Origin of the sequence: Niallia taxi (genome assembly GCF_032818155.1) — a bacterium.
Lineage (GTDB): Bacteria > Bacillota > Bacilli > Bacillales > Cytobacillaceae > Niallia > Niallia taxi_A.
Map to the genome: position 1 here is coordinate 3592329 of NZ_CP102589.1, position 26232 is coordinate 3618560.

At 38.2% G+C, this 26232-nt stretch carries 24 protein-coding genes; 14 read left to right on the top strand and 10 right to left on the bottom strand.

The window, feature by feature from the left end; all coding sequences use genetic code 11:
• Positions 1 to 179: 179 nt before the first annotated feature.
• Complete coding sequence (locus NQZ71_RS17905) at positions 180 to 1679, bottom strand: coproporphyrinogen III oxidase (protein WP_317011085.1); 1500 nt, start codon at positions 1677 to 1679, stop codon at positions 180 to 182.
• Positions 1680 to 1854: 175 nt separating this feature from the next.
• Positions 1855 to 2721, bottom strand: a complete 867-nt coding sequence (locus NQZ71_RS17910) for a Cof-type HAD-IIB family hydrolase (protein ID WP_127736361.1) — start codon at positions 2719 to 2721, stop codon at positions 1855 to 1857.
• Positions 2722 to 2936: 215 nt separating this feature from the next.
• On the opposite strand from NQZ71_RS17910, the gene NQZ71_RS17915 reads away from it, so the two are divergent.
• Entirely contained in the window at positions 2937 to 3131 is a 195-nt protein-coding gene (locus NQZ71_RS17915) for an alpha/beta-type small acid-soluble spore protein (RefSeq protein WP_127736364.1), read from the top strand.
• 398 nt (positions 3132 to 3529) lie between these two features.
• Here NQZ71_RS17915 and NQZ71_RS17920 read toward each other — a convergent pair whose 3' ends face one another.
• Complete coding sequence (locus NQZ71_RS17920; protein ID WP_127736367.1) at positions 3530 to 3883, bottom strand: YlbF/YmcA family competence regulator; 354 nt, start codon at positions 3881 to 3883, stop codon at positions 3530 to 3532.
• A gap of 265 nt (positions 3884 to 4148) precedes the next feature.
• On the opposite strand from NQZ71_RS17920, the gene NQZ71_RS17925 reads away from it, so the two are divergent.
• The 8 genes from NQZ71_RS17925 (at position 4149) to NQZ71_RS17960 (ending at position 12742) form a co-directional block, all read left to right on the top strand.
• A complete protein-coding gene (locus tag NQZ71_RS17925; RefSeq protein ID WP_317011086.1) occupies positions 4149 to 5546 on the top strand; it encodes a YheC/YheD family endospore coat-associated protein in 1398 nt (465 codons plus the stop codon).
• Entirely contained in the window at positions 5539 to 6633 is a 1095-nt protein-coding gene (locus NQZ71_RS17930; RefSeq protein WP_260053482.1) for a YheC/YheD family endospore coat-associated protein, read from the top strand. Before NQZ71_RS17925 ends, NQZ71_RS17930 begins: the two co-directional genes overlap by 8 nt.
• Complete coding sequence (locus tag NQZ71_RS17935; protein WP_260053481.1) at positions 6611 to 7975, top strand: YheC/YheD family endospore coat-associated protein; 1365 nt, start codon at positions 6611 to 6613, stop codon at positions 7973 to 7975. The genes NQZ71_RS17930 and NQZ71_RS17935 overlap by 23 nt, the downstream gene beginning before the upstream one ends.
• Complete coding sequence (locus NQZ71_RS17940) at positions 7972 to 9144, top strand: YheC/YheD family endospore coat-associated protein (protein WP_317011087.1); 1173 nt, start codon at positions 7972 to 7974, stop codon at positions 9142 to 9144. The genes NQZ71_RS17935 and NQZ71_RS17940 overlap by 4 nt, the downstream gene beginning before the upstream one ends.
• Positions 9145 to 9196: 52 nt before the next feature.
• A complete protein-coding gene (locus tag NQZ71_RS17945; RefSeq protein WP_317011768.1) occupies positions 9197 to 9376 on the top strand; it encodes a hypothetical protein in 180 nt (59 codons plus the stop codon).
• Positions 9377 to 9506: 130 nt separating this feature from the next.
• Positions 9507 to 10415 carry a PucR family transcriptional regulator gene (locus NQZ71_RS17950; protein ID WP_317011088.1) on the top strand — a complete coding sequence of 303 codons (909 nt, stop codon included), beginning with the start codon at positions 9507 to 9509 and terminating at the stop codon, positions 10413 to 10415.
• A gap of 114 nt (positions 10416 to 10529) precedes the next feature.
• A complete protein-coding gene (locus tag NQZ71_RS17955) occupies positions 10530 to 11156 on the top strand; it encodes a metal-dependent hydrolase (protein WP_317011089.1) in 627 nt (208 codons plus the stop codon).
• 488 nt (positions 11157 to 11644) lie between these two features.
• On the top strand, positions 11645 to 12742 hold the full coding sequence (locus NQZ71_RS17960) for an ABC transporter ATP-binding protein (RefSeq protein WP_144451880.1): 1098 nt from the start codon (positions 11645 to 11647) through the stop codon (positions 12740 to 12742).
• Between the two features lie 356 nt (positions 12743 to 13098).
• Here the strand turns inward: NQZ71_RS17960 and NQZ71_RS17965 are convergent, their stop codons facing one another.
• Positions 13099 to 13338: a hypothetical protein gene (locus NQZ71_RS17965; protein ID WP_144451879.1), complete on the bottom strand. Its 240-nt coding sequence runs from the start codon at positions 13336 to 13338 to the stop codon at positions 13099 to 13101.
• Between the two features lie 261 nt (positions 13339 to 13599).
• Between NQZ71_RS17965 and NQZ71_RS17970 the strand changes: the two genes are divergently transcribed.
• The gene (locus NQZ71_RS17970; RefSeq protein ID WP_127736396.1) at positions 13600 to 13803 is read left to right on the top strand and encodes an alpha/beta-type small acid-soluble spore protein; all 204 of its coding nucleotides are present in this window, start codon (positions 13600 to 13602) and stop codon (positions 13801 to 13803) included.
• Between the two features lie 73 nt (positions 13804 to 13876).
• Here the strand turns inward: NQZ71_RS17970 and NQZ71_RS17975 are convergent, their stop codons facing one another.
• Together NQZ71_RS17975 and NQZ71_RS17980 are read right to left on the bottom strand one after the other, a co-directional pair.
• A complete protein-coding gene (locus NQZ71_RS17975; RefSeq protein WP_260053478.1) occupies positions 13877 to 15880 on the bottom strand; it encodes an ABC transporter ATP-binding protein in 2004 nt (667 codons plus the stop codon).
• On the bottom strand, positions 15877 to 17643 hold the full coding sequence (locus NQZ71_RS17980) for an ABC transporter ATP-binding protein (RefSeq protein ID WP_317011090.1): 1767 nt from the start codon (positions 17641 to 17643) through the stop codon (positions 15877 to 15879). The genes NQZ71_RS17975 and NQZ71_RS17980 overlap by 4 nt, the downstream gene beginning before the upstream one ends.
• Before the next feature lie 638 nt (positions 17644 to 18281).
• Here NQZ71_RS17980 and NQZ71_RS17985 point away from each other — a divergent pair.
• On the top strand, positions 18282 to 18566 hold the full coding sequence (locus NQZ71_RS17985) for a hypothetical protein (protein WP_127736405.1): 285 nt from the start codon (positions 18282 to 18284) through the stop codon (positions 18564 to 18566).
• Between the two features lie 83 nt (positions 18567 to 18649).
• Here the strand turns inward: NQZ71_RS17985 and NQZ71_RS17990 are convergent, their stop codons facing one another.
• Both NQZ71_RS17990 and NQZ71_RS17995 read right to left on the bottom strand, forming a co-directional pair.
• Positions 18650 to 19105, bottom strand: coding sequence for a helix-turn-helix transcriptional regulator (locus tag NQZ71_RS17990; protein ID WP_127736408.1), 456 nt, complete (start codon positions 19103 to 19105; stop codon positions 18650 to 18652).
• Between the two features lie 152 nt (positions 19106 to 19257).
• Positions 19258 to 20532 carry a methyl-accepting chemotaxis protein gene (locus tag NQZ71_RS17995; protein WP_317011091.1) on the bottom strand — a complete coding sequence of 425 codons (1275 nt, stop codon included), beginning with the start codon at positions 20530 to 20532 and terminating at the stop codon, positions 19258 to 19260.
• 308 nt (positions 20533 to 20840) lie between these two features.
• On the opposite strand from NQZ71_RS17995, the gene NQZ71_RS18000 reads away from it, so the two are divergent.
• The 3 genes from NQZ71_RS18000 to NQZ71_RS18010 all read left to right on the top strand — a co-directional run bounded on the left by NQZ71_RS18000 (position 20841) and on the right by NQZ71_RS18010 (position 24663).
• Positions 20841 to 21359 carry a GNAT family N-acetyltransferase gene (locus NQZ71_RS18000; RefSeq protein ID WP_144452508.1) on the top strand — a complete coding sequence of 173 codons (519 nt, stop codon included), beginning with the start codon at positions 20841 to 20843 and terminating at the stop codon, positions 21357 to 21359.
• 194 nt (positions 21360 to 21553) lie between these two features.
• Positions 21554 to 22852, top strand: coding sequence for a hemolysin family protein (locus NQZ71_RS18005; protein ID WP_317011092.1), 1299 nt, complete (start codon positions 21554 to 21556; stop codon positions 22850 to 22852).
• 434 nt (positions 22853 to 23286) lie between these two features.
• On the top strand, positions 23287 to 24663 hold the full coding sequence (locus tag NQZ71_RS18010) for a hemolysin family protein (RefSeq protein ID WP_127736417.1): 1377 nt from the start codon (positions 23287 to 23289) through the stop codon (positions 24661 to 24663).
• Positions 24664 to 24699: 36 nt separating this feature from the next.
• Here the strand turns inward: NQZ71_RS18010 and NQZ71_RS18015 are convergent, their stop codons facing one another.
• Positions 24700 to 25401, bottom strand: a complete 702-nt coding sequence (locus NQZ71_RS18015; RefSeq protein WP_260053476.1) for a response regulator transcription factor — start codon at positions 25399 to 25401, stop codon at positions 24700 to 24702.
• Between the two features lie 166 nt (positions 25402 to 25567).
• Positions 25568 to 26194, bottom strand: coding sequence for a nitroreductase family protein (locus NQZ71_RS18020; protein ID WP_144451873.1), 627 nt, complete (start codon positions 26192 to 26194; stop codon positions 25568 to 25570).
• Positions 26195 to 26232: the final 38 nt, after the last annotated feature.

Genomic DNA, 26232 nt, shown 5'->3' on the forward strand with positions numbered 1-26232 from the left:
ACGAACATTTTAACACAACTCTTATATATTATTCGTTTTCTAACAATAATGCAATCCTTTTCTTACGCTTCCATGAGAATAAATGGTCCATTTCTTTGTGCACAAACAAAAAGGAAGATAGTTATAGCAGTTAACTCTGCTCCTTCTATCTTCCTTCATCTTAGCGATTTTTATTTGTTTCACAGCGATTTTTCTGCAGAAAAATGCTCTTCTAACAATGCCAATTTTTTGTCTGTATACTCCTCAAAGCTGTCATTATATGTTTTAGGATCTTTTGGATTAGAGAACTGCGTAATTTTCCCTGTAACTGGGTGTATAAATTTACTTGATGCCCCACATCCAAGGCCAATTACCGTTTGAAGCTCCTCCATCATCATAATATTATAGATGCTTTCCTGACCGATTTTTGAGTAGCCGACATTCTCCAAATTTCCAAGAATGTTCTTTTGTCTATACAGATAATATGGTACATACTCATACTTCTCTGTCCAATCTTCAGCCATTCTCATCATCTCTTGTATTTCATCTCTGTCTGCAACCTTGTATCTCGCCTTGTTTCGCGTCATTTCAGAGGCACGTTTAAAGGAAAGGGTATGAACTGTCAGTGATTCTGGCATCAGTTCCTCTGTTTGGTCAAGGCTGTGCTGGAACTCTTCAACACCTTCTCCTGGAAGACCGATAATTAAGTCCATATTGATATTATTCATTCCATGCTGTCTAGCCAGATGGTACTTATCAATTGTTTCCTCAACAGTGTGATGTCTTCCGATGGCCTTTAATGTTTGCTGAGTATACGATTGTGGATTGATGCTGATTCTGTCAATATTCCACTTATTCAGTACTTCTAGTTTCTCTGGAGAGATTGTGTCTGGCCGGCCTGCTTCTACCGTTATTTCTCTTATACTTTGCACATCAGGGAAGGATTGATTCATTTGCTCATAAAGCATGTCCATTTCCTCAGCTGATATGCTAGTTGGTGTTCCTCCACCATAATAAACAGTCGTGATTTTAATATTTTTCGATTTAAGCCATTCCCCTGTCTTCTGTATTTCATGATGAAGACCGCCTAAGAAGGAAAATACAGACCCTTGTCTCCCGTTTATCGCATATGCCGGGAATGTGCAATAAGCACATTTTGTTGGACAAAATGGAATTCCTATATAAATGCTTACTTCCTTCTTCAAGTCATATAAATCAGGAATGACATCAAGCTGCCTGTCGATGATGCGCTGCATAAGATCGATTTTTTCGTCTGACATTAAATACTCTTCCTTTAATGCCTGATGCGCCTCAACTTTTGGTGTATTATTTTGCATATGCTTGTGAAGCAGCTTTGTCGGGCGAATCCCTGTAAGAATTCCCCATTTTTGAATCATGCCTGTCAAATCTTGCAGTACCTTTAAATATACTTGAGAAATCGCATTTTTTTGTTCTTTAAATCTTTCCTTCTCATCAAGGTTTGCTAAATCCTTTTCACAATTGAACTGCTGTCTGCCATCCAAATTTCCTTCCACAAAATACCTGTCTTCTTCTTCAGAAACATTAAAATAAATGATAATTTCCGCTTCGTCCTCCGGAGTGAAAGCCACCTTTGTATCTTCAAAAAACAAGTTGCCGATATGCTCTAATGGTCTTATTAACCTGTCATCCTGCAACCCGCTTATCGTAATTGATTTCATCTTTATAGTCACCTTATCTATCATAGTTATTATTTATTCTAAAAGCCATTATACTTCAGTCTACAAAAAGTGACCAGCCAGGTCAAAGTATTGTTAATAAAACCAAAAAATCCCTATGTATTTGCAAGGGATTTTTTTTGGTTATATTTTTTGGTTATATATAAATTAATAAATGCTATTTAATAATATTCATCTTGCGGAGAAACTCAATCGGCTGTTGTTTGCGGAAATGCTCCTTCACCATATAAGCAACCCCGTCCTGATTGTTGGACCTTGTTACCCAATCTGCCGAAAACTTTAGTTCACTTGGTGCATTGCCCATGGCAACACCAAGTCCGACCGCTTCTATCATTTCCTTATCGTCAAGACTATCACCAATAACGACTATTTCTCTTCGATTAATCCCAAGATGCTCAGCCAAATAAAGCAGGCCATTCAACTTGTTAACGCCCTCAGGCAAAATTTCAAGACGCAAATCATTCATTTGAACAATATTGACTTCCTCAAACATTTTGTCTAGAACCTCTTTTGCATCTAAACAATCCTTCTTCTCTTCGAAATACACTTCTATCTTGGGGGCACTGACAGGCTCCTCCAGCAAAACTTCACTGAGGACGTCGACAAACTGATGGGAGTAGAACACAGGATCACCTGAGTTAAACACAGTTTTGGCGAGCATATTATGATTAAGCCTTGACTTGTTAGCAAGGGAAAACTTCTCATGCACAAGTCTGATTTGGCAAATAAAGCCTTCAAGGAAACGGACAATTTCATATGTAAGCTCTTCTGTCAGTCTGTTTACGTATAATGTTTGATCTGCATTGTCCGAAATAAGTGCACCTTGATGTGTCACAATATAATTCTCCAGCTTTAAAGCTTTTGCAACCTTTCGTGCTGAAGGCAGGCTTCTTGATGTGACTAATGTTACATAAATGCCTTTTTGCTGGACGTACTCTATTGCCTCTTTAGAGGATTTACTCAGACGCCCATTTGATTGGATAAGAGTCCCATCAATATTTAAAGCCAATAAGCGATAAATCATCTTGTTCCCCCCAATTTCAGTTTCTAATGTCTTTATATATCATGTATGAAAAAACTCCCTACATTAGAACCCGCGGTCTTTAATTCCCCGGTATACTGCAACAAAGATAATTAATATCTTTTGGAAACATTTACAAATCATCTATGCGAATATATCAGCAAACTTTTAGCAAACTATTGAATGTAACATCCAATTCACTTAAGGAGGAAACAACAATGTCTAACAATTCTAATCAACTTTTAGTACCTGGAGTATCTCAAGCTTTGGATCAAATGAAATATGAAATTGCGACTGAGTTTGGAGTAAACCTTGGTGCTGAAACTACTGCACGTGCCAATGGTTCTGTTGGTGGAGAAATCACGAAGCGTTTAGTACAAATGGCTCAACAACAGTTACAAGGTTCTAAATAAGAGTCTGCTGCTCTTGGCTAAACAACTGTATACTTTGGAATTGTGCCCAGAGCTTAGGCTGTGGGCACTTTTTTCATTTGAAAGAGCTGTCCAACATTCGCTTCAAGCTTAACTAAACCATTGAGGTAGTAGAATTATTTATAGTTTTTTCTCAGTAAGGGGAAATAATGATATTGTGTTAGCCGCGCCAAGCTGCATCTAGCGCTGAACTAGGCTGTCTCGCTAATCCTTAAGTATTCACACAATTGTCATATAAAAAGAGGATGAGAAGTGACAAGAATTTCCTTATTGTTTTTAGAACAAAAACACAAAAAACCAAACTATTAATCAATAAACGAAAAAATAGTTCGGTTTTTTAATTAGACTTACATACTAATGTCTCAGCCTATTTGAATATATTATTGTTGTGGTGCTCCATATAATTCTTCAAGCGGCTTCATGATAATTTGGTTAAGCTCAGCAATTACCATGCTCATGCGTTGTTCTGCTTCCATCAATTTAGAGATGGACTCATGCTGTTGCACTAATGCCACTGTCTTTTGGGCTTGTTCTACTTCTTCTTGTGTGATTTCAATCCCTGACATTTGCTTTTGCTGCAGCTGCATTTGGATGTTGCGGAAGTTTTCAAACATTGCCTTTGCAGATGGATCACCATTTACTAAGTCATACATTTTTTTTAAGTTTGTATATTCATCACTTTGACGAATAGCTTTTTCTAGCTCATAACCTGCATCATGAAGGTTTACTGCCATATTAAACAACTCCTTTTTAACAATTGTCTCCACTATAACAAACTATGCTCTATATTGCCAGAAAGACCCTTTATTTCCTAAAGGCAAGAAAAGCATGTACCTCTAACAATGTGATCATCTTTATATGTTATTAACTCGGAAACACTTAGATAACTTCCCTTTTCTCCCATCCCTTCATGCACAAATTATTTGCTTTAACATACGATAATATCAGCTTTAGCCTATGTATTTTAAATAACTATCACCTTATAAATGAGGAATTGCGATGAGAATAAATTTACTTCCGCTGTTCATAAAAGAAAATTCCTCCTTTCCGGCAAACAAGGAGCCAATACTGCGTATTAGCACTTCCTTATTCCATTTCTGGGAAATAGAAAATAATAATCCTGTTATGCTCCAGTTAGGCAGTATGGCAGTTCCTGTATTAGTTGAAGCTGTTCATAATGATAAACAAGTTATCTCTTTCAGTGACAGCTTGACCCAAACGTTAATGCTTCCAAATCAGGAATTAACACTGCTCAGCTTTTTTGAAAAGCAGAGCCGTACACTTACACTTGGTCCTGTAATAGCAATATTGACTGATGCTCCTGCATTTGAGTTAGAAAGCGGTGCTTCCTTCCGCTCCATTCATCAATTTTGCCAAGAATTCCAGCAAGAGATCGCGCGCATTGGCGGAATTCTGTATGTAGTAAGCCTCGATGATTGGATGGAAGGCTATGTTGACGGCTATTCCTTTCAACAAGATAAATGGATAAAAACATCTCTCCCATATCCTAATGTTGTTTATAACCGCCTTCATCTCCGAAAGGCAGAAGCAAGCAATATGTTCTATGAGCTTAAAAATGATTTAGCTCAGCAAAATATTCCGATTTTTAACACACAATTTTTTTCTAAATATGATATTTCCGAAATGCTTCAAAGTGACAATATATTAAAAAATCATGTCCCAGAGACAAACTTGCTCTCAAAAGAAACGCTTGAATTAATGGTAAAAAAACACAATACACTTTACATTAAGCCGATTCACGGCAGTCAAGGCCGGCAAATCATTCAACTGCACAAAGAAGAAAACGCGTGGAAAACGAGCATTTCTTCTGGTAAAGAAAAAGGAAAAATCCACTTCTTTTCTACAATTGAAAAGCTATGGAAATGGCTGCAACGGTTCACACAAAAACGAGCATATATTTGTCAGCAAGGAATTAATTTTCAGCAATACTATAACCGCTCCCTTGATTTTAGAATTCTTTGCCATAAGGATATTCGGCAGAACTGGAAAATCACCTCCATTGTCGCCAGATGCGCTCAGCCTGATTCGTTTGTCGCCAACTTGTTTCAAGGAGCAGAAATGATTCCTGCAAAATCAGTTCTCCAAACATTATTTGGCGAACATTTAGGAAAAAGTGTTGAGGTTCAATTCAAGGACATTTCCCTGCAAACAGCCGCTGCTCTCACCTCTCAAATAGATGGAGACATAGGCGAGCTTGGCATTGATATGGGCATTGACGTACATGGTAATCTATGGATTATTGAAGTTAATTCTAAGCCTTCAAAAAACCTTGATTCTGTCATAAACAAAGTCAGACCCTCTACAAAGGCATTACTGGAATATTGTCTAAGTCTTTCTTTTCCACATATAAATAAAGGAGAAAAACAAGATGTCTAGTTTCGGTATTATGACACTTTCATTAGAAAATGAAAAAAGCTATATCACAGAAATTGCTAAATTTGGTGAAGCTACAGGCTTTAATGTTTATCAATTTGTCCCTTCCAGCTATAATCCCCTTACTGAAAAGGTATCTGGCAAGGTTTTTGACAAGGATAAAAACGCTTGGTATAAACAAGACTTTCCTATTCCAGCCTTTTTATATGATCGCTGTTATTATCAGGAAGACGCTCATTCTAGACAGTGCAAAAACATTGTCGAGTGGCTGAAGCAAAAGGAAGATACGGTTTTTATCGGCAATGGGTTGCCAAACAAGCTTAAGCTTTACGATGTCTTAAAGGCTTCCAAACTGAATGCCTATATACCAAAATCGAAGCCGGTACTTTCTGCAGAAGAGCTATTGGAGGAACTTAGCTTTATTAATCCCATAATGATAAAACCGATAAACGGCTCACAAGGTAACGGCATTTATTTCATAAAAGAACAAAATAGCTGTATACATGTAAGAACAGACAAAAAGGCAAAGCATGTTGAGCATATTTTTTCAGATAAAGATAAATTCTCACGCTGGCTGGCACAGCTACTGCAAAAGAATGACTACTTCAGCCAAGTTTACCTTCCTTTATGCACTGCTCAAAAACAGCCCTTTGACATTCGAGCCTTATTACAAAAAAACGAACAAAACACATGGGAAATCGTCGAAAAAGGTATCCGACTCGGTACAGAAGGCAGAATTATTTCTAACCTTAGCGCTGGAGCAGCCGTAATACCATTTAAAGAGTGGCTGGAGACTGCTCCATACAAAATGAAGAGTTTTATTGAAACTGAAATAGATGATATTTTAACAACCCTCCCTCCCATTTTAGAGCAAACATTTCCTGCTCTTTTTGAGTTAGGTGTTGATATTGGCATAACAGAGAATGGCTCGCTGTGGATACTTGATGTTAACAGTAAGCCTGGCAGAAAGGTCATCCTGCAGGCATATCCAGATTTAAGTGGAAAGCTGTACAGAGCACCATTGGCCTATGCAGCCATGCTGAGAGACGGCCAGAGGAGGAACAGCAATGAAAAAACTTTATTCTATTGAAGTGATAGATGATTGTGAAAATACAATCCTACTTCCTGCAGATGCCTCCATTCCTGCAAATCTCAAGCGAGCGGCCTTCGGAACAATAAAGGCAGATTGCTCCATCGCCCTGCAAAAATTCGGCGGTAATATTGTTAGGATCAGCCAAGACTTATTGCAAACATTAAAAATCCCACCTGTTTCTCCTGTCTTACATGTTTTTTTTAAGGGTGACATTCTCTATCTCGGCCCTCTTGTTGGAATATTCACTTCTGGCTTCGGTTCTGGTGAGGCCAAACCAATTGGCGACCGCTCCATTATCTTCTCCAAGCTTTTAGCCGTGCAAAATACTGCTGGTGTTACTGCCTTTTTATTTGGAGCCCAGCATATTAACTGGGATGCAGGCACAATAAACGGATTATTTTATCATGATGGCTGGAAACGGTTTGAGGTGCCATTTCCCGATGTTATATATGACCGCATCCCAAACCGGCGCACAGAGAATATGCCGAAAATAAAAAGGGTGAAGGAGCGGCTCCAAAAGGATTACTTAATTCCATGGTACAATCCAGGATTCTTTAACAAGCTCGACATTTATGAACGACTGCTTCAGGAGAACAGTATTGCAGACTTTTTGCCAGAAACCCTTCCATTTACCTCCTTTTCCATCGTGGAACGAATGCTAGGAAACTATGGGCATATTTACATTAAACCGAAGAACGGCAGCCTTGGAAAAGGGATCCACCAAGTCATCTTTGATAAAAAAGATCAAAATTACTATATGCGCTTTAAAGAACAAAGCGGTGAGAAGCGGCTGCTGAAATTCGATACACTTGAAAAGCTCGTACAGCATATTACCGCAAAGCAAAACATTTCGAATTTGATTGTCCAACAAGGCATACATCTAATGCGCTCTGAACAAAAACCAGTCGATTTCCGTGTCCATACCAATAAGAATAAACAAGGAATTTGGGAAGTTACGGCCATCGCTGCAAAGATTGCCGGCGCAGGCAGTGCTACTACACATATGAACAGCGGCGGTATTGTCAAAGCAGTCGACGAGCTAACAGATCTCGATAAGGATCAGGAACTGCTTAAGGAAAAACTGATCAGCTCAGCATTAAAAATCAGCAAATCATTGGAAAAGCATACGGAGGGTACAATCGCCGAAATCGGCTTTGATATCGGAATTGACCGTAAAGGGAGAGTATGGCTGTTTGAAGCAAATTCAAAACCAGGGCGAAGCATCTTTAAGCATAGCTCCTTAAAAAAGGATGATTTGCTTACGAGAAGATTGTCATTAGAATATGCCGTCTTCCTGCATGAACAAAGCATCAAAAAGCCTGAGGACATTTACAGATGATAATCTATTATGATGGTAATGCAAAGTCATGGCATTCCAATCATTCTGGTTTCACATTAGGAAGCAATAACCAGCCGCTGTTGCCCTCATTCCCTTTTCCACTTGAATTTCTGTCATTTAAAATGATGACAAAGGGAAATAATATTGGGCCAATTGTCGGTATATTAACCTCCTATAATTCTAAAAACAAACTTATCGGCAATCGTCCCCTTTTCGAGAAGCTGCAAAGAGAATTAGATGCGTTCGGGGGGATGATTGTCATCTTTCCTCCCGAACAACTAACAAACATGAAAGTGGAGGGATTTACGTATATATCCTCTCAGGATAAATGGTTGCCCATTACAACCCCTCTTCCACATGTAATCTATAATCGTGTTCCATTCCGCAAGACTGAGGAAGGCTATTCTTTTGCAGCAGCAATTGAGCTTATTAAAAATAATAGCCTTCCTTTTTTTAATCCGCACTTCATTAATAAGTACGAATTAAGCCAACTTCTCAAACAGGATAAAATGCTAAAAAACTGCCTTCCTGATACTGAATTGCTTCAATCAGAACAAATATTAACAGATTTCATAACAAAATATGGCTCAATTTATGTTAAGCCAGCAGCAGGATCTAAAGGCAAGAATATTTACAGACTCAGCAAAAAAAAGGATCACACCATACTGTTGCAAAGTATTCAAGGAGAAGAGCATTTTTCCTCACTCCACGAAGTAGTTAATGATTATTTACCTATATGGATGACAAAAGAACATATTATCCAAGAGGAAATAAATGTGGACGTCTTTAATGGGCATCGCTATGACTTTCGGATACTTGCAACATTTCTTGATGGCAATTATGTACTGACAGGAGTTGGCATAAGGCAATCCTCACTTCAGGATGTCACTACACATGTGCCTGCAGGCGGAAAAATCATTCCTTATGAGCTTGTACAAAATCAGGAGCATGACCGTTTTTTTCAGCTTGCTGTTGAACATTGCGGTGCATTGTTAACAAGCAGGTTTGGCTTTTTCGGTGAATTTTCGATAGATGCCTGCATAGATAAAAATGGAAATTATTATATTTTTGAAGTAAATTCGAAACCAATGCTGTTTGATGAGCCTGAAATCGAAACAAACCGCTGCAGACAGCTTGCCAAGCTTTTCTATGAGCTATCCGGCTTTTAAGCAGCCAGAATGAAATATATCTTCCTGACACATTCTAACAGCAGGAGGGATAATGATGGACAAAAAATACGAAGACACTGGCTTTGAAGGCAGAGAAAAAGCTTATGTAGACATCGACAGAATGATAAATGAAGGCTTATCTGGCGGAAAAGTATTTCGACACGACAGCACCACGAATATAGAAGAAGCACGAGAACTGGCAGAAGAAGCCCCCCCACATGTTTCAGAGTGAATTAGCGGCAATGAAAAACACAGCTACATCAGGCTGTGTTTTTCATTGCCGTTTTTCTGTAACTATTATAAGATTATGGTAGCGATTTCATATAACTAAGATAGTGCAATTCACCCTTATAGGAGGGATAATGATGAAGCAAAAATTATTAACCTATTTTCATGGTGCAGTAGAGCAAACAACACCTCCTTCCGATTTCCAGCTTGATAGCTACCACTGGTTTCACATTGATGGGGAAAACGGGTGGTTTGGGTTTCAAAAAAACGAAATGGACCTTTCCCAATTCGATTTATTAAAAACCTTATTTAATCATTATTTACCAGAAGGAACAAAGGAAAATCGTGAAGAAGCTATGTGGAGCGAATATTTGTTTTTTGGCGGCATGCTTCCAGATAATCCTTGTGAAAACTTCCGAATCATCCAATTTCAAATAAATGATTCACATGTCGACAAAGACGCAATTGAAACTGTATTTAAAGGGTTTACCCATAGCAGCAGTATGGTGATCTGGAATGGTGGTAACAGAGGAATTATTGTAGAACGTAACGGAAATTTCCTTGAAGACGAGGAATATTCCTCTTTTGCAGAGGCTATCCAGTCTGATTTTTATTTTACAATAACCTTTTATATAGGCAAAGTTATGGCATTTCTTACAGAAAGTGCAGCAATATTCTCGCAAGAAAAAAGTTTTTTCACAGCAGGCTTGGCTATAAACCCTGGAGACAGAACTCTTTCTTTTGAGACAATTCTGCCCCACTTACTCATAAGCAGACTTGGTGACCAAGAACTGGAGCCCTTTAAAAAATGGTTTTCCATCCTGGAGGAAGATAAGGAATTGCTTCTCACGATAAAAACATTTATTGAAAACAATGGACATAATACTAATACAGCGAAAAAACTGTTTATCCACCGCAATACATTACAATATCGACTTGATAAATTCACTGAAAGAACAGGGCTGCCATTAAAAAACTATCATAACTTTTTTACAGCCTATCTTGCTTGTTTATACTTTAGCAATAAAAAGCCTAGAAATTAAAAAACGATAAGAACATATGTTTCCATTTATTTACTGGTCAACTCTAACTTCCTATCATATAATAGAGTATTAGAATACTAACTTTTATGTTAGAAAGAAATGAGGATCAAAAGTTTGAAAGGTACAGCACATTCTTGTATTGGCGCAGGGGTCGGATTTGCAGTTGCCAATTATGTTGATGCCTCTCCATCCGCTACTCTTCTTTTAGTTGGAATCGGCGGTATTGCGGCACTTATGCCTGATATGGATATTGACGGTAAGCTGAGTAATAAAATAACAATATCCCATAAGGTATTTCGAGCAATTGCTCAAGCGGTTGGCGCGCTGATGATTTTATACAGTATTTACGCTGGAAACGAAACAGAGCTTTTGTTCAGTATAGGAGCAGGGCTTGCCATTATCCTGATTTCTTGTCTGATCAAGCAAAGGCATATGCTAACGATAACGGGGGCTGGTGTCCTGTTTGGCGGGATTTCTCTTCAGGAAACCTGGCTAATACTTTTGGCGATTTTCATTATTATTGCCTCCTTCACCCCACATAGAAGCTATACCCACTCCATTATCGGAACCATTTATTTTGCTTATATTTCGTTCCAATTTGCACAATCACTGCAAATGGATGGTGTTTATCTAACATGTTTGCTTGCCTACATAAGTCATCTTGTCGCAGACATGTCCATTTTTCCCTTCAACAAAAGGGGCGTCAAATTATTTCTGCCATTGTCATCAAAGGATTTCTAAACGAAGAGGCTGGGACAAAAGTATGTGAATTATTGTAAAAACCGAACTATTTAATCGTATATCGATTTAATAGTTCGGTTTTTTAGTTTTAATACAATAATTAGAAATCTTAGTGAAATGGAGCGGAGGCCACTCGACTCCTGCAGGAAATAGAGGAAAGGATGAGACCACGCAGGCGAAGACGAGGAGGCTCAGCTTCCTCCCCGCGGAAAGCGCGAGGATGAGCGCGTAATGAAACGAGCTAATTTTAACTCCAAATTCAATTTAGTCACAAGCTTCATTTTTCATTTTTTAAATATTGATGTAATTTTATTATTCGTGTTTAAAAAGGTTATCTTTTGTTTTGTCCCAGCCTCTTTTCCAATATAAAGAAAGCGCTTTATGCAAATTGTTCAAAACAAGCTGTTATTTTTCATGCAAACCGCCGATGTGAAAACGTTATCAATCATGTTACATTATATATATCAAATAGCAGGGGGTATGGAACGATGGCAGAATTAGTATTGAAGAATATCTATAAAATATATGACGAAAAGGTAGAAGCTGTACGCGACTTTAATTTACATATTGAAGATAAGGAATTTATCGTGTTTGTCGGACCTTCAGGCTGTGGTAAATCTACAACACTTCGGATGATTGCAGGATTAGAGGATATTTCCAAAGGAGATTTCTTTATTGATGAACAGCGTGTCAATGACGTCGCTCCAAAGGATCGCGATATTGCAATGGTATTCCAAAACTATGCTTTGTATCCGCATATGACTGTTTACGATAATATGGCATTTGGATTAAAGCTGCGAAAATTCCCAAAAGCTGAAATTGATGAAAGAGTTAAAAACGCAGCGAGAATCCTTGGCTTAGAAGAGTATTTAAAGAGAAAACCAAAAGCTTTATCAGGTGGTCAGCGTCAAAGGGTTGCACTTGGCCGTGCGATTGTCCGTGATGCAAAAGTATTCCTTATGGATGAGCCGCTTTCCAACCTTGATGCTAAGCTTCGTGTACAGATGCGTGCAGAAATTTCAAAGCTTCACCAAAGACTGCAAACAACTACAATTTATGTAACACATGACCAAACAGAAGCAATGACAATGGCTACAAGACTTGTTGTTATGAAGGATGGCGTAATCCAACAGGTCGGCGCTCCAAAAGAAGTATATGAAAAGCCTGAAAATGTTTTTGTAGGCGGATTTATCGGATCACCTGCAATGAACTTCTTTACAGGAAAAATCACTGACAATAAATTAGAAATTGGCAATGCATCATTCGTTATCCCTGAAGGAAAGCTGAAAATTCTTCGTGAGCAAAACTACATCGGCAAAGAAGTTGTTTTCGGAATTAGACCAGAGGATATCCATGATGAGCTTGTATTCTTAAGCAGCTCTGAAAATACAAGCTTTGATGCTAGAGTAGATGTATTTGAATTGACTGGTGCAGAAAGCTTAGTCTACTCTACACTTGCTGGTAAAGAGTTTGTTGCACGCCTTGATTCAAGAGCTAATTTAGCAGCAGGAGCGACTGTACAATTAGGTTTTGACATGAACAAAGGCCATTTCTTTGACAAAGATTCAGAAAGCCGTATCCGCTAATACTGGAACATCATAAGTAGTTAAACTAGATTAAAACTGAACTATATTATCGAATGTCTATAATTCGATTAATAGTTCAGTTTTTTTAGTTTGTGTTTTCAATTTTAAATGCAATAAATAAATGAAAAATCTTAGTGAAATGTAGCGTAGGTCAAATCGACTCCTGCGGAGAATAAAGGACGATTCAGACCCCGCAGGTGAAGTGAAGACGAGGAGGCTCAGCTTCCTCTCCCTGCAGCGAAATGAAATGAACTAATTTTAATGCCAAAATTCATTGAAATCATAAGGTCCAATGTTTCAAAGTTAAATGGTATTATATTTTTTAGTATGAAATGTTTTTGTCCTATCCCCCTTTTCTATTCCTGAATAAACACCAAATCCTCCAGCCCGCATGATTCGCATAATACAAGATGCGGACATAAATGCTTCTCCAAATCTGGATAGCCGTTCTCTAGCTTCATTTGATCAATTGGCATATACGCGCTGTAGTCATCATAATAATCCATGATTCTTCCCTTATCCTCTACCTGCTGTCCGCAATCCTTACAGACTTTATTAAGCTGTTCCAAGCCATTGCATAAAGGGCAAATATTCATTTCTACACCTCATTAATAAAAAGTTTACGTTTATTTTCTGTTTGATCAGAAAAAACTATTCGAGATTGATAATTCTCCACACAGTTAATTGGAAGATATTTCATCAAAAAATAAATGCATAGAAAAGCTCCTGACAACCATAATAAGAGTACAAGCAGCGCATCAATGGACCATATCAAGCGATAGTAAGATTCTCTTACTAGCTGGTGCAACTCCAGCTGGTCCAACCAAAAAACTATTTATCAAGGAGCTGGAAACAAAATGGCAAACAACAATTCATCTAACAACCTTTTAGTACCAGGAGTATCTGAAGCTCTAGACCAAATGAAATACGAAATCGCATCAGAGTTTGGTGTTAACTTAGGTGCAGAAACAACTGCTCGCGCTAACGGATCTGTTGGTGGAGAAATCACAAAACGCTTAGTACAAATGGCTGAACGTCAACTTGGCGGTTCTCAATTCTAATTTGCAAAACTTAATATAAAATGGCAAGAAGCCCCCATTTAAATGGGGGCTTCAGCAATTTTTATGCTTCTCTTTAACCTGCTTTCGAACCTTGTTGAAGCTGGTACATTTGATAATATCTTCCTTTAAGCTCCATCAATTCTTCATGATTTCCTTTTTCAACTATTTCACCGTGATCAAGAACGATTATTTGATCGGCATTACGGATGGTAGAAAGACGATGGGCAATAATAAACGTCGTTCTTCCCTTTTTAAGTACCTCCATTGCCTGCTGAATAATCTGCTCTGTTTCCGTATCAATACTGCTTGTCGCTTCATCCAAGATAAGGATAGCAGGATCAAAGGCGAGTGCGCGTGCAAAGGAAATGAGCTGGCGCTGTCCACTCGACAACGTGCTTCCCTTTTCGATAACCGGTTCATCATAGCCTTTCTCAAGATTTTTGAGAACTCTGTCTGCTCCAACATCCTTTAATGCTTTTTCAACCATCTCTCTTGTAATGGCAGGATTGTTGAGCGTCACATTAGAGGCTATCGTTCCTTTAAAGAGAAACGGGTCTTGCAAAACGATGCCCATATGCTTCCTTAAATCTTGTCTCGACATTTCGGAAATATCCATACCATCAATCGTTATTTTCCCTGACTGAATATCATAAAAACGGAACAATAAATTCATAATAGAACTCTTACCTGAACCGGTATGCCCAACAAGTGCGACCGTATCTCCGTGCTGCGCTTCAAATGAAATGTCTTTTAAAACATATTCATCCTCCTTGTAAGCGAAGTTGACGTGCTCAAAGGCAACATTGCCTTTATACCTCGTTATGCTAGGCTTAGCTACGTCAATACCGTCCTCACGAAGCAATTCAAATACTCTGTCACCTGCAACCAGAGCCTGCTCTAAATTCGCCAATTGGTTGACGATTCCCTGAACTGGCTGAAACAAACGGTTAATATAATCGACAAACGCGTAAAGAACACCTAATGAAATGGCAGAGGATACACTCAATGTCTGCCCTGCAACAAACCAGATAAATGCAACAAAAATAAGATTTCTGAGTACAGCGACTAAATTATGTGAAGTCAAGCTGTTCAAGTTCAACATCTTGTTCTGGTACTTAAAATGCTCTTCGTTTAAAGTCTCGAATTCACTAGAGGTTTGTTTTTCCTTGCCAAAGGCCTGAATGATATTCATCCCTTGAATGGATTCATTCACCATTCCGTTAATATCACTGATCCTAGCTCTAATAACATGGTTATACTTTGCTGCAAAACGTCTGTATCCGATCATCCATAAATAAAGGATCGGCAGAAGAACAAGACAGATTGCTGCAAGCTTCGCATTAAGGATAAATAATGCAACATATATGCCAATAATATAAATACCACTTGAAAAGAAGTTAGAAAGAACTGTCACATATAGCTCTCTGATTGCTTCTGTATCATTTGTTACCCTTGCAACAACCTTGCCTGCTGGCAGGTTATCGAAATATTTAATTGGCATCCGCTGAATTTGGGCAAATACGTCCTCCCTCATCTTCTGGATTATTCTGTTTGCTGATTTCTGCAAGTATAGATGCTGTCCATATTGAAACACGGAAGCTATAATAACAAGCCCGAAATAAAAGGCCAGCAGTTTAATAATCGAGGGCACTTCTAGTTTAAAGAATGCAAAGACTTCCTCCATACTGAGACGTGCTGCTTCATACTTAGCAACATCACCGCCTGAGGTAATGGTCAAAACCCCATCTTTATAGCTTCTTTCTCCATCAAAGCTAATATCTTCTTGGATAAACAAAAAGTTTCTTCCGACTTGAAAAATCCTCGCATCTGCTGTATCACTTTCTCCTGTCGGCTTAACTTTCGTGTACAAATTACCATCATACTCGACTGCTCCTGTAGTTGAGGTAGTTTCGTACCATTTATTTTCAATCCCCATAATATGGTCATCGATAATTTTTTTGGCGATAAACGGCCCAGCTAAATCTGCAACAACCGCTATCGTCAGCATGATGAGAGCGAATATTATTATTTTTTTAAATTGTAATGCATATTGAAGTAATCTTCTTCCAGTGCTCATGCTTGCACCTCAATCCCTGTAGACTGTGCCGTTTTCGTTTGCTGAATTTCAAACTGCTCTTTATACCATCCGTTTTTCTGCAGCAGCTGTTCATGTGACCCATGCTCTATAATTTTCCCATCCTCTAGGACGATAATTTGGTCTGCATGCTGAACCGCTGTCATTCTATGTGTTGTAATAATTGTCGTTTTACCTGAACGTTCTTTTTTTATATTTTGGATAATATTCTGTTCTGTTTTGGCATCAACTGCAGATAAGGAATCGTCCAAAATTAGAATTTCAGGATTTCTTATTAAAGCTCTCGCGATAGAAATTCTTTGTTTTTGCCCGCCAGATAAAGCAACACCCTTTTCTCCTACTAGCGTTTCCAACCCTTCTGGAAGCATCTCAATATCCTGGTTAAATGAGGCTAAGCGAATTGCTTCCTCTAGCTGCTCCTCTGTTGCACTCTCCAAATTTCCAAATAGAATATTATCTTTCACTGTTTTTGAGAATAGAACATGATCTTGCGGCACATAGCCAATCCAGCTACGGAGCTTTTGCAAATTTATTTCGTCAATGCTCGTGCCATTGATGGAGAGTTCTCCTTGTCCTTTTGGGTACTCTCTCAGCAGCTGCTTTACTAGTGTCGTTTTACCGCTACCGGTCTTCCCGACAACCCCAATTGTTTCGCCTCTGTTAATCCGCAAATTAATATCATTAAGATTAGTTACGGCAGAAGACGGATATTGGAATTGTACGGAATCAAATAAAATAGCGTCAGGAACAGCTAATTCATTACTTGCGCTAGGATTTAAGACATCTGGCTTATAATCTAATGTTTCCTGCACCCTGTCTAATGAAGCGTTTCCTCTTTGCATGACATTCATTAATTCACCAATAGCAAACATCGGCCATACTATCATTCCAAGGTAGACGTTAAAGCTAACAAGCTGGCCAATGGTTATTTGCTGCTGAAAAACAAGATAGGACCCGTAACCCAAGCCAATAATATAGCTTAACCCGACAAGAATACGAATCGTCGGTTCAAATAAAGAATCAATCTTCGCAACCTGAATGTTTTTGTTATAAACATCCTCTGTCATCTGATGAAATTCTTTTTCATCATCCTTCTCCAATACATATGCCCGAATAACACGGACACCACCGATTGACTGAAGAACACTATCATTTAAGTCTCCAAAAGCATCCTGAGCCTCTGTAAATCGTTTATGAATTCGATCACCGTATATTTTCATGATGATAGCCATAATTGGTAGCGGCAATATCGCTGCAAGTGTCAGCTTCCAGCTTACTAAAAGACACATCGTAATAAGAATGGTAATCATAAACGCTGTAGAATCAATCAATGTTAATATTCCGAATCCTGCTGTAATACTGATTGCCTTCAAGTCATTTGTCGCCCTTGCCATTAAATCACCAGTACGGTTCTTTTGAAAAAATGTCGGTGTCATTTTAAGCAAATGTCCCATAAAATTGCTCCGCAGCTTTCGCTCCAACACAAAAGCGCCACCAAACAGCTTATACATCCAAAAATAGGTTATTGCGTATGAGCTAATTGTGATTATTGCTACCGCAGCAATATATTGCATTGTCTTTACGCTTGTCAGCGAACCTACATTTATTTCGTCAATAAACATTCCTAGAATTTGCGGCGGCAAAATATCAATAACCCCCACAAGGATAAGTAAGGTGATGGCTATCGTATACCTTTTCCAGTGTTCTTTAAAAAACCATTTTAATTTAAATAAAATTGAAAACATATTTTTCTCCCCTCATCTCACAAAACTTAACTAGCCGCTTTCCAGATCCATTCTGTTTGCTCCATAACTTCTGCTACCTACAATCATTAACATCTTCCTCCTTAGATTTTCAGTAATATATATAGAAAAGAGGCAAATTATTATTTCCCTCTATTTCTCGAACACAAAAAAAGAGACAGACCGCCCCATGCGATCTGTCTCTTTTGATGCTTGCCATTTACATAATAGCCTTAAAGTCGGCAATTATCCTTTGTGCATCAATTATCCAGATAGAAGCAAAGGCCACTGATATATACAATTCCCAGGTTGATATCCATCATTTTGTTGTTCCACATATCAGTCGCCTCCCTTCTTTTCATTAATTTTCCAATATAATATAATTGAAGATTAACATGCTAAAATATTAAAGTCAATTGCTAATATTTCGACAAATAATGCTTATAATTGGAAACCTACTACCTCCCCCCCTACTTCAGTATATTTATTCCTCCTTAAGTCGGAGTTACTTTAGTATTTAAGTCACAATTTATCTAAATAACGTTTAACCAACTGCCATTCGGGTACTTGATTGTTACATACAAATAAAAATAATGGACGATTATCTTTAAAATAACATGTAGAAAAAAGGAGCGATAATAATGGAGACATTTTTGAAAAGGGTAACTCTTCATGAAAATATGACGGTAAAGGATATTCTTTCCTTTTACGAGGCAACAAAAAAATTCAATGTGAAATGTCAGCTTTTATGCAGCAAACACGTCGTGGAAACAACTAGCCTTCCGAAGCTTGTTTCTTTTTTCTTAACAGCAGGCTCAAAGCAGGACATCCAAATTAAATTAGAGGGAACACAGGCAAGTTCTTTCTGGAAGAGCCTTAAGGAAAACTCCTTTGTAAAGGCCTATAACCAAAATGGCATAGCTTAAATAAGAAAAAGCTTGAAATGCAACCATTTCAAGCCTTTTTTATTTGCATTAGAAACTAATTAACCATCATGAATGCAAGGCTATTACTGTGCTGTTGACAACTCCTGGAATCGCTCCATCGACTCTTTTTCATCAAAGCTTGAAAAGATGCGGAAATGATCTTCATCAATAATTCTGAAATGCTGGCTGATGATGTTCTGCTGAAGAATAAACCCGTTTTTCCTATCCGCTTCACGCCACCATACTTTACCGCCAAGTGTTTTTTCCTTTCTGTAATCCATGCCGTCACGTGCTACTGTTTCTAACACTTCTAACGGCTCATTTCCAAACAAGAAACGCACTGTTTCTGTTTCTCTGAATAAAGCGCAAACTGCCACAACAGTTGACCAGCCTGCATACAATCTGCCTTTTTCAATTTGAACGAGAGTTTTTTTTGAAAGACCAATAACCTCAGCCATCTTGTCCTGAGTGTAGCCTGCCTCAGTCCGTATTAAGCGCATTTTTTCCGATACATTAAAAATAATCTCTTCTCTTGTCAAAATGCATTCATTCCCTTATAAGTTATGTGTAATTTTACACTGTTATTTTTATTATAAGCCTATAAAAGGCAAATTTCAATTTTTAGCTTGGTGAATTTAAGTGTAATTGTTATGGGAAGAAAAAATGCCTGCTAAATAGCAGACATATTTCTTTAATGCTGTTTGTAATTTTTCAATATATCCTGCAGCTTTTCTCCATGTTTAACCATTTCTTCGGCAGCATTTGTTACATTTGCGATTGCTGTAATTTGTTCGTCTGTTGAAGAGGCTACTTCCTCGACAGATGCTGCGTTTGATTCAGATACAGCTGAAATAGCTGTAATAGATTGGAGAATATGACTATTCTGCTCTACTATTGTCTTAAGCTCTGCACCAAGATCTTGGACTGCATGAATCGTTTCATTAACAGCTGAGGATATGTTTGTGAATTCATTTTCAGTGCCATTAACCGCATTATTTAATTCCTCTGATTGTGTAGTAGTTTCAAATAATGCCTGGACTGTTTTTTCCGTTTCCTTTTCAATCGACTGAATCATTTCCTGAATTTGCTTTGTCGCAAGGTTTGTTCCTTCGGCAAGCTTTCTGACCTCACTTGCTACAACGGAGAATCCTTTGCCATGCTCACCTGCTCTGGCTGCTTCAATACTTGCATTCAATGCAAGCAGGTTCGTTTGATCTGAAATTCGGTCAATTGTAACGGTAATATTGGATATATCGAGAATCTTTGTATAAAGGCTCGATATTCCAACACTCACTTCGTCTGTAGCCCTTTTTGCAAGCTCATTCGATTTTTTCAGCTGATTGATCATTTCTTGACCTTTTTTGGTTGCCGACTCTGAAACTTGAGCAGCATCCTTAATTTGATCATTTTTTTCATTCATTTTATTAATAGAATTATTTAATCTACCCATTTCCTTGTTTACGTCTTCTAATTCAGCCGCCTGCTCTCCAGCTCCATGAGCCATATCTCCCATTGCTCTGCTTATTTCCTCTGAGCTTGCAGACGTTTGCTCAGCAACTGCTGATAATTCTGCAGACGATTCAAGAATCAAATTACTGATATCACTGCTTTGACCAAGCAAATACTCAAGCTGGCCTTTTAAGCTTTCTATACTCAAAACTAGCTTGCCAACTTCATCCTTAGAAGTATGAGAGAGCTCCTGTACGTTCAGATTCCCCTCAGATAGTCTCATGAAGGATTCGCTTACATTTGCTAAAATCACAAATTTCCTTCTCCACGCTATGTAGAATACTACCGAAAGTACCACTGCTGAAATTATTACTGCTGCTCCAATCAAAGCAAGAGGCTGTGTAAAGCCATTCTGAAACGCATAATATCCAGCCATACCAGAAGCGGCTGCACCAACAAGGATAACTATAAATACAAGTGCCACCATTTTCGCCAATAAGCTTTCCCTCTTTTTCACTACCATCTATCTCCCTTCTAGCATACTGTTACTATCGAGGCACACCTCAACAATAAAGCGTTATCAAATTAACTTACTATAAAAAAACAACTACTTATTTACTAAGTCTATCGGCTTATAAAAACAATTATTAAGCTGTTTTTGAATTTTTTTCTTCCTTTGAAGCATTTGCCCATTATGTTCAAACGGCGGCTTTTTTTATATCACCTGCTGTTAAGGTCGCATAAGCTAAAGGGAAAATGATCATTTAAGGAAGGGAGTGAACTCCCATTTTGCATATACCCGTAGATCAAGAAACCCATATTCGTATGCTGCTTTTACAGGACAGCAATGAACTGTTTCAACTTATTGACCAAAACCGTACTTATTTAAAGGAATGGCTTCCATGGATCGATCATATTATCTCTCCTTATCAATATCAGTCAATCATTCCAGATTGGCATAAGCAGCTTTCGGACAATAATGGCTTTCAAGCAGGAATTTTTCACAGAGACAAACTTGTTGGCATGATTTCTCTTCAGCAGCTTGATTGGATGAGCAGGCAAGCAAGCATAGGCTACTATTTAGGAGAATCTGTGCAAGGAAAAGGAATTATGACTAAATGTGTTGCTGCTGTCTTAAATCACGCTTTTTATTACTTAAACCTTAATCGCATTGAAATCCGGTGTGGTATCAACAATGTCAAAAGCCAAGCTATTCCTAAAAAGCTCCACTTTAGAAAAGAGGGTATTATTCGAGATGGAGAATGGCTTTATGACCATTACCATGATTTATATTTATACAGCATGCTTGAACGAGAATGGACAGCACTACACCAACGTAAATAATTCTCCTTTTTTCCCCTTTCTATTAACTTTAAAAAGAAAAATGTTTAAAAAAACCCAAAATGCGCTAATAGTTTAATGATGTGATAAACCTTAGGCTAATTCATACTAGGAATGATTCATTTGGTGTACACTAATACAAACTTACGTATATGTAGGATTAACAGCAAAGATAATAACGAATGGTGTTGAGCGCAATGATAGTATCAAATCTTCTGCTTATTTTTGTATTAATAGCCTTCTCGGCCTTTTTTGTTGCAATTGAATTTGCCATGGTTAGAGTAAGACCAAGCCGGCTCAACCAGCTGGTGGTTGCAGGACATAAAAACGCTGCTTCAGCCAAAACGATTACAACCCATTTAGACAGCTACCTATCCGCATGCCAGCTTGGAATAACTATTACCTCGCTCGGCCTTGGGTGGTTAGGTGAGCCAACTGTACTAAAGTTAATGGCGCCTGTTGTGGAAAAGCTGCAGCTTCCTGATTCTGCCGCACACATTATCTCATTTGTGCTGGCATTTTCAATTGTAACTTATATTAATGTTGTGATTGGTGAGCTTTTTCCAAAGTCGATTGCAATCGGATATGCAGAAAAAGTGACATTGGCTTTGTCTAAACCACTGATCATATTCTACAAGGTGACCTTCCCTTTCATATGGGTATTGAATAATGCGGCAAGGTTAGTAGCCCGCCTATATGGTGTCAAAAGCACAGACGCAAACGAAAATGCCCTTTCAGAGGAAGAGCTTCAGCTCATTTTGAAGGAAAGCTACCAAACTGGGGAAATAAACAGGACAGAGTACCGCTATGTCCAGCGAATTTTTGAATTTGATAACAGGATAGCAAATGAAGTGATGGTTCCACGGACAGAAATGGCTGTCTTGTCCGAGGATATGTCTCTTAAGGATGTCATCAGTTCCATCAGCTCCCAACGCTACACAAGATACCCGATTACAAAGGATGGGGATAAGGATGCTGTCGTCGGGTTTATTCATGCAAAACAAATTTTGACTGATTGTATAAGACAGAATTGTATGGAAGAAACTCCATTAAAAGAATATATACAACCGATTATTCATGTAATGGAAACAATTCCTATCCAACTGCTTTTATTAAGAATGCAGAAGGAACGAATCTCCATCGCGATTCTCCATGATGAGTTTGGAGGCACAGCTGGACTTGTTACTGTTGAGGATATACTGGAAGAAATAGTTGGTGACATTATGGATGAATTTGATGTAGATGAATTACCATCCATTCAAAAAATTAGTGATAGCCATTATAGGTTTGATTCCAAACTCCTTCTAAATGAAGTAAGTAACCTGCTTGGCATTTCGATAGAAAATGACGGAGTTCATACAATTGGCGGGTGGCTTCTTTATAAAAAGCCTGATATAAGTCTAGGTGATTCAATCGAATACGAAGGCTATTATTTTAAAGCAATTGATTTTCAAAACGGACACATATCTTCTATTGAAGTAACAAAAGAGGCATAGCATTACATAAAATCGGCAGCCTCTAATATGGCTGCCCTTTAATCGTGGGAAAATGTCTTTTTTACCTTAAACATATTTTAGCATCACTCACATAAAATATTATATAAGAGCTATAATTATTTAAAAAACTGAAAATTGAGAAATTGCACCGTTTGACTGCGCAGTTTGGCTTAAAGTATAATTATTAATACATCTAACGGAAAGATTGAGGTGGTAAGATGGGATCGTAAACCTAAAAAGAACCTCTGATTCTTTTCCTATAATTGATCATATCCTAAAACCTACAATCAGCATTCTAACAAACTGGAATAGATCGGTATATTAAAAGAAATCAGAATAGCAGCAGACCTATATACGTACAGCCATAAAAAACTTAATACATGTATTAATCAGGAGGTGACTCCTTACTCGCATCCGCGGGATAGGGAAACTTATTGGACATATTTAACTTGGTTATAATAGCCATTTTGATTGCTTTTACTGCATTTTTTGTAGCTTCAGAGTTTGCTATTATCAGAGTGCGCAGTTCTAAAATCGACCAGTTAGTGGAGGAAGGCAACAAAAATGCCATTGCTGCAAAAAAAATCATCACACATCTTGATGAATATTTATCAGCATGCCAGTTAGGCATTACTATTACTGCACTTGGAATCGGCTGGCTTGGGGAGGAAACGATACATGAAATACTTTCTCCATTATTCCAACTGATCCACATTCCAGAAACAGCTGTGACCATTATATCCTTTTCTTTATCATTTGCCATTATTACATTTCTTCATGTAGTAGTGGGAGAATTGGCTCCGAAAACATTTGCTATTCATAAAGCTGAGGCAATTACCTTATTATCAGCAAGACCATTAATTGCTTTTTATAAGGTTCTCTTCCCATTTATATGGGTCTTGAACGGATCTGCCAGAGTTATTACACGCATGTTTGGACTTAAGCCCGTTTCTGAAAATGATTTAGCTCATTCGGAGGAAGAACTTCGCATCATTGTCTCTGAAAGTTTTAAAAGCGGCGAAATAAACCAATCAGAGTTTAAGTATGTAAACAAAATTTTCGATTTTGATGATCGAATTGCAAAGGAAATTATGGTTCCGCGCACGGAAATCATCTCATTGGAACAAGCAAGCTCCCTTGATAACTTAATGGAAGTCATTCAAGGTGAACAGTTTACAAGATATCCAATTACAGATGGTGACAAGGATCATATTATTGGCATGATTAACGTCAAGGAAATCATGACTGCATTGATTCGCTCAAAAGACTTGAGTGCCAAAAAGCTAGATTCGTATATTCGCCCTGTCATCCGTGTTATTGAAACCATTCCAATTCACGATCTGCTTGTCAAAATGCAGAAAGAACGAATTCATATGGCGATATTGATGGATGAATACGGCGGTACTTCAGGCTTAGTCACTGTTGAAGACATTATTGAAGAGATTGTCGGCGATATCCGTGATGAGTTTGACATGGATGAAATTCCAAGCATTCAAAAGGTAAAGGAAAATCACTTTATCCTTGATGCAAAGCTGTTGATTACCCAAGTTAACTCCCTTCTTTCCATCGAATTGGATGATGAAGACATTGACACATTGGGCGGTTGGATTCTTACATCCAACTATGATGCAACAGAAGGAGACATTCTTACATTTGATTCCTATAGCTTTAAAATAATCGAAATGGAAGACCATCATATCAGATATGTGGAAGTAATGAAGATGCGTGAAGTTGAAGAACTTCCGGAAACCGCAGGTCAAAGGCAACTTGCTCAATCTGCTGTGTCCACATCTGAAGCCGAAATAGTATAAAAAAAGGAGGGACAAATCCCTCCTTTTTTTCATTGCTTATTCTCCATTTCCAACGGTTTCGTCAAATTTATAACCTACTCCCCAGATCGTATGGATAAACGGCTGCTCCTTTGTGCCAATCTTATTGCGGAGCCTTTTAATATGCACATCTACCGTTCTTTCGTCTCCATAAAATTGATAACCCCATACTCGGTCCAACAGCTGCTCTCTTGTAAATACCTGCTTAGGATTGCTGATTAAATAATATAGGAGATCAAATTCCTTTGGAGTTAAGTTGGAAAGCACCTTGCCATTGTAAATAACTTCTCGCGTTTCCTTGCTGATTTTGAAATGCTCGCTTGTCAGGAAGTTTGAATCCACTTTACTGACAGCATCCTTTTGATAACGGCGGGTAACTGCCTTAATTCTTGCCATCAGCGTTAAAGGGCTGAAAGGCTTCGTTACATAATCATCTGCACCCATTTCGAGACCTAACACTTGATCTGACTCACTGTCTTTGGCTGTCAACATAATAATAGGTACAGAGCTGACCTCTCTTATCCTTCTACAGATAGTGACTCCTTCCATTCCAGGCAGCATCCAGTCAACAATGATGATATCCCAATCCTGGTTCTCTAGAAAAAAATCAAGCGCTTCTTTACCATTATGTATAAACTTTCCATCATAATTTTCCTTTAGAAAAAACATCTCCAGCATGGAGCATACACTTTCATTATCCTCTATAACTAATATCTTCATATTCATTCATCCTCACGGCATTGACATGCTTTTTACTATTCTCTATTATAGCAAAAAAAGACTATAAGCATTACTTACATAGAAAAAATCCCTTTAAGGATGGACCTATAGTGTTGAATCTAAAAAAACTGCAGGCAACCTAAAGTTTGCCTGCAGTTTTTTAGATTTATATCCAAGTTGTTGTCTTTTCTAATGGAAGCCGGTCTGTTTCTCTTCCAGGTGCAGCTGCTTTACCAACAGTAATTAGCATTAGCGGCAAGTAGCGTTCAGAGATTTGGAACTCTTCAACGAACTTTCCACGGTTGAATCCGCCAATAGCACATGTATCCAGTCCTTTTCCTTTCGCTGCAAGCATCAATTGCATAGCTGCCAAGGAAGCATTTGAGTTTGCCGCATCCCTAGGATATACGTCGTTTGAATAAGCTCCATTAATTTGTCCTTTAATGACTTCTGCAAGCTCTTCTTTTATTCTGCCTTTTTCAATATCCTGACCGAATACTTCTTCTGCGTTTTTATCTGCTTCTAAATCACCAAGTATTGCGATAACACAGGATGATTGTGTTATTTGCTGTTGATTAAAAGCTATTGGAAGAAGTCTTTCCTGAGCTTCTGTTCCGTGAAAAACAACAAAATGCCAATGCTGCAGATTCCAAGCAGACGGCGCTCTTCCTGCCAGCTCGAGTAGCTCCTCAATTTCTTGCTTCGATAATTGATGGCTCTCATCATAAACCTTCACTGCTCTGCGTGCTTTTAATATATCCAAAAATTGCCCACTGCTAATTTCTGTAGTCATTGGTTCCCTCCATAAATACTTACTTTTTGTAACTAACT

Bases quoted from the DNA above. Each gene is read 5' to 3' on its own strand.
- NQZ71_RS17905 (WP_317011085.1), bottom strand. From the start codon at position 1,679: ATGAAATCAATTACGATAAGCGGGTTGCAGGATGACAGGTTAATAAGA.
- NQZ71_RS17910 (WP_127736361.1), bottom strand. From the start codon at position 2,721: ATGATTTATCGCTTATTGGCTTTAAATATTGATGGGACTCTTATCCAA.
- NQZ71_RS17915 (WP_127736364.1), top strand. From the start codon at position 2,937: ATGTCTAACAATTCTAATCAACTTTTAGTACCTGGAGTATCTCAAGCT.
- NQZ71_RS17920 (WP_127736367.1), bottom strand. From the start codon at position 3,883: ATGGCAGTAAACCTTCATGATGCAGGTTATGAGCTAGAAAAAGCTATT.
- NQZ71_RS17925 (WP_317011086.1), top strand. From the start codon at position 4,149: ATGAGAATAAATTTACTTCCGCTGTTCATAAAAGAAAATTCCTCCTTT.
- NQZ71_RS17930 (WP_260053482.1), top strand. From the start codon at position 5,539: ATGTCTAGTTTCGGTATTATGACACTTTCATTAGAAAATGAAAAAAGC.
- NQZ71_RS17935 (WP_260053481.1), top strand. From the start codon at position 6,611: ATGAAAAAACTTTATTCTATTGAAGTGATAGATGATTGTGAAAATACA.
- NQZ71_RS17940 (WP_317011087.1), top strand. From the start codon at position 7,972: ATGATAATCTATTATGATGGTAATGCAAAGTCATGGCATTCCAATCAT.
- NQZ71_RS17945 (WP_317011768.1), top strand. From the start codon at position 9,197: ATGATGGACAAAAAATACGAAGACACTGGCTTTGAAGGCAGAGAAAAA.
- NQZ71_RS17950 (WP_317011088.1), top strand. From the start codon at position 9,507: ATGATGAAGCAAAAATTATTAACCTATTTTCATGGTGCAGTAGAGCAA.
- NQZ71_RS17960 (WP_144451880.1), top strand. From the start codon at position 11,645: ATGGCAGAATTAGTATTGAAGAATATCTATAAAATATATGACGAAAAG.
- NQZ71_RS17965 (WP_144451879.1), bottom strand. From the start codon at position 13,338: ATGAATATTTGCCCTTTATGCAATGGCTTGGAACAGCTTAATAAAGTC.
- NQZ71_RS17970 (WP_127736396.1), top strand. From the start codon at position 13,600: ATGGCAAACAACAATTCATCTAACAACCTTTTAGTACCAGGAGTATCT.
- NQZ71_RS17975 (WP_260053478.1), bottom strand. From the start codon at position 15,880: ATGAGCACTGGAAGAAGATTACTTCAATATGCATTACAATTTAAAAAA.
- NQZ71_RS17980 (WP_317011090.1), bottom strand. From the start codon at position 17,643: ATGTTTTCAATTTTATTTAAATTAAAATGGTTTTTTAAAGAACACTGG.
- NQZ71_RS17985 (WP_127736405.1), top strand. From the start codon at position 18,282: ATGGAGACATTTTTGAAAAGGGTAACTCTTCATGAAAATATGACGGTA.
- NQZ71_RS18000 (WP_144452508.1), top strand. From the start codon at position 20,841: ATGCTGCTTTTACAGGACAGCAATGAACTGTTTCAACTTATTGACCAA.
- NQZ71_RS18005 (WP_317011092.1), top strand. From the start codon at position 21,554: ATGATAGTATCAAATCTTCTGCTTATTTTTGTATTAATAGCCTTCTCG.
- NQZ71_RS18015 (WP_260053476.1), bottom strand. From the start codon at position 25,401: ATGAAGATATTAGTTATAGAGGATAATGAAAGTGTATGCTCCATGCTG.
- NQZ71_RS18020 (WP_144451873.1), bottom strand. From the start codon at position 26,194: ATGACTACAGAAATTAGCAGTGGGCAATTTTTGGATATATTAAAAGCA.